Source organism: Bradyrhizobium sp. SZCCHNGR1005 (assembly GCF_032489995.1).
Lineage (GTDB): Bacteria > Pseudomonadota > Alphaproteobacteria > Rhizobiales > Xanthobacteraceae > Bradyrhizobium.
On the sequence record NZ_JAUEZC010000024.1, the window covers coordinates 1 to 2,579 of the forward strand.

A 2,579-nucleotide genomic window follows, 5' to 3' on the forward strand; every position below is an offset into this window, starting at 1 on the left:
CCCAGCTCCTTGAGCGGGCGGTCTGGCTCAATGGCTTCCGCAGTCAGCGACAGCACGCGCGCGACCTCGGCCCGCACCACTTCAGCCACCGCTTCCAGCCGGCGGTCCTCCGGCAACGACGACAGCTCGCGCGCCCAAGCGCCACGACGCGACTGGGTTCGCTTCGGCACCGCCTTGACGAGCTCGCGCCACAGCGGCGGCACAGGCCCTTCAAACGACCGAGCCACCATTCGAAGATCGAATGCCACCGGCAGCAGCTGCGCCTCTGGTCGAGCCAACGCCGCTTCGAGCAGCGCGATCCCCCGCGAGGGCGTCACTGACCCAAGCCCGCTCTTTGCAATGCGCGCCTGCTGCATATTGTCCAATCCGGACGCCAGCCCCGTCGCCCGCGAGGACTCGTCGGTCCACAGACCCCAGGCCAAGCTCTGACCGGGTAACCCTTCCGCGCACCGACGCGCCGCCAAGGCATCCAGGCATGTATTGGCCGCCGCATACCCGCCCTGTCCCGCCGACCCTAACGTCCCCGATATCGACGAGAACAGCACGAAGAAGTCCAGATCCGCCTCCCGCGTCAACGCATCCAGATGACACGCGCCAGCGACCTTCGCCGACATCACCCGCGCAAACCGATCCGCGCTCTGCCCCGACAGCATCCCATCGTCCAGCACGCCCGCCGCGTGCACGACGCCACGAAGCGGAAGCTCCGCCGGGATCTTCTCCAATAGCCCGCGCACGGCATCCGCATCCGACACATCCGTCGCGGACACCGTCACTCGCGCGCCCAGAGCCTCCAGCTCCGCCACCGCCTCGCCCGCACCAGGCGTCTGCAGGCCGCGACGACCCGTCAGCACCACATGCTTCGTCCCGCCGCGCGCAAGCCACCGGGCCACATGCAGCCCAAGCGTCCCCAGCCCGCCGGTGATCACCACCGTCCCGTCCGTCCGCGGCGAGCGCGGCGGAACAAGTGCGAGCTTGCCCACATGCCGCGCCTGCGCCATGAAGCGGAAAGCCGCCTCCGCATCCGTGATCGCGAAGCTGCGCACCGGCGGTGCCGTGAGATGGCCCGACGCAAAACCCTCGGCGATGGAGGCAAACATTTCCGCCAGCCGCTCGACGCTGGCATCCACCAGATCAAAGGCCTGGTAACGCACGCCAGGATGCGACGCCGCAACCGCCGTCGCCTCGCGGATGTCCGTCTTCCCCAATTCGATAAAGCGACCGCCCGGCCCGACCAGCGACAGGCTCGCATCCACGAACTCGCCGCTCAGCGCGTTGAGCACCACGTCGACATTGGCTCCGCCAGCCGCGCTTCGGATCGCCTCAACGAAGCTCAAATCCCGCGACCGCGCCACTGCCTTCACGCCAAGCGACCGCACCACCTCCCACTTCGCCGGGCTCGCCGTGCCATAAACCTCCGCGCCGATCCACCGCGCGATCTGCACCGCCGCCATCCCAACCCCGCCGGCCGCCGCGTGCACCAACAAGCGCTCGCCCGCCTTCAACCCGGCCAGGTCATGCAGCGCGTACCATGCCGTCAAAAACGCGATCGGGATCGTCGCAGCCTGCTGCAGCGACAGATCATCAGGAACACGCGCCACAAGCCGCGCATCCGCTATCACGTACCGACCGAAGCTTCCCGGCGCGAAGGCCATCACGCAATCGCCGGGGGCTATTGCTTCCACGCCCTCCCCGACCGCCGTCACCACGCCGGCACATTCGCTCCCGAGCAAACCCGCCTCCCCCGGGTACATTCCCAGCGCGTTCAGCACATCGCGGAAGTTCAGCCCCGACGCACGGACCTCGATCTCCACCTCGCCGCGTCCCGCTCTGCGGCGGCTGGCCGGCACCAAGGCAAGCCCTTCGAGCGTCCCCTTGCGTTTGATTGCCAGCGTATAGTTCTCACCGTCCGGAACGCTCGCACCGGCCGCGCTCATTAATCGCGCCACCCGACGCTCGCCGCCCCGCCAGGCGATCTGCCGTTCCTCATCGTCCGCGCACAGCGCGCGGACGATCGTCTCTGCCGACGCCGTGTCCTCCACATCAATCAGCGTGCAGCCCAACTCCGGGTGCTCCTGCATCACCGTCCGCCCGAGGCCCCACAGCGACGCCTGCGATACCTCCGCAGCCTCTTCGCCCACAGTCGCTATCGCGCCCCGCGTCACCCACCACAGCCGCGGCGCACGCGCCTGCTTCGTCACAAGCTGCACCACAGATAGACCTTCGCTCGCCAACCGCTGCACCTGCGCCGCGGCCGCTTCCACGGGGACGCCGCGCCACAGGCAGACCACGTGATCCGCCGGCAGCGCCGCCGCCAGCCCGGCTATATCGACGCGCTCACAGACAGCACCCGCACGCTGCAGCCGCTCCACCACCGCCGACGCCTCGTCCGACTCCGGTGCGACCACGATCCATCGCCCCGACCGAGACGCCGCGGCCGGTGGTGGCGATGCTGACCAGTCGAACCGGTAAAGCGACTTCGCAACACCCTCCGAACGCTGGAGAGCTTCCGTTGCTGCCGGGCGGCTGCGCAGCCCGATCACCTCGACGAGAACATGACCTCGTTCATCCGCCAGCGTCAC

The 2,579-nt window shown here is 68.7% G+C and carries 1 protein-coding gene; it reads right to left on the reverse strand.

The features are described 5' to 3' along the window. A partial coding sequence (locus tag QXZ85_RS33675) for an SDR family NAD(P)-dependent oxidoreductase (RefSeq protein ID WP_315729242.1) occupies positions 1 to 2,579 on the reverse strand: 2,579 nt, incomplete at both ends.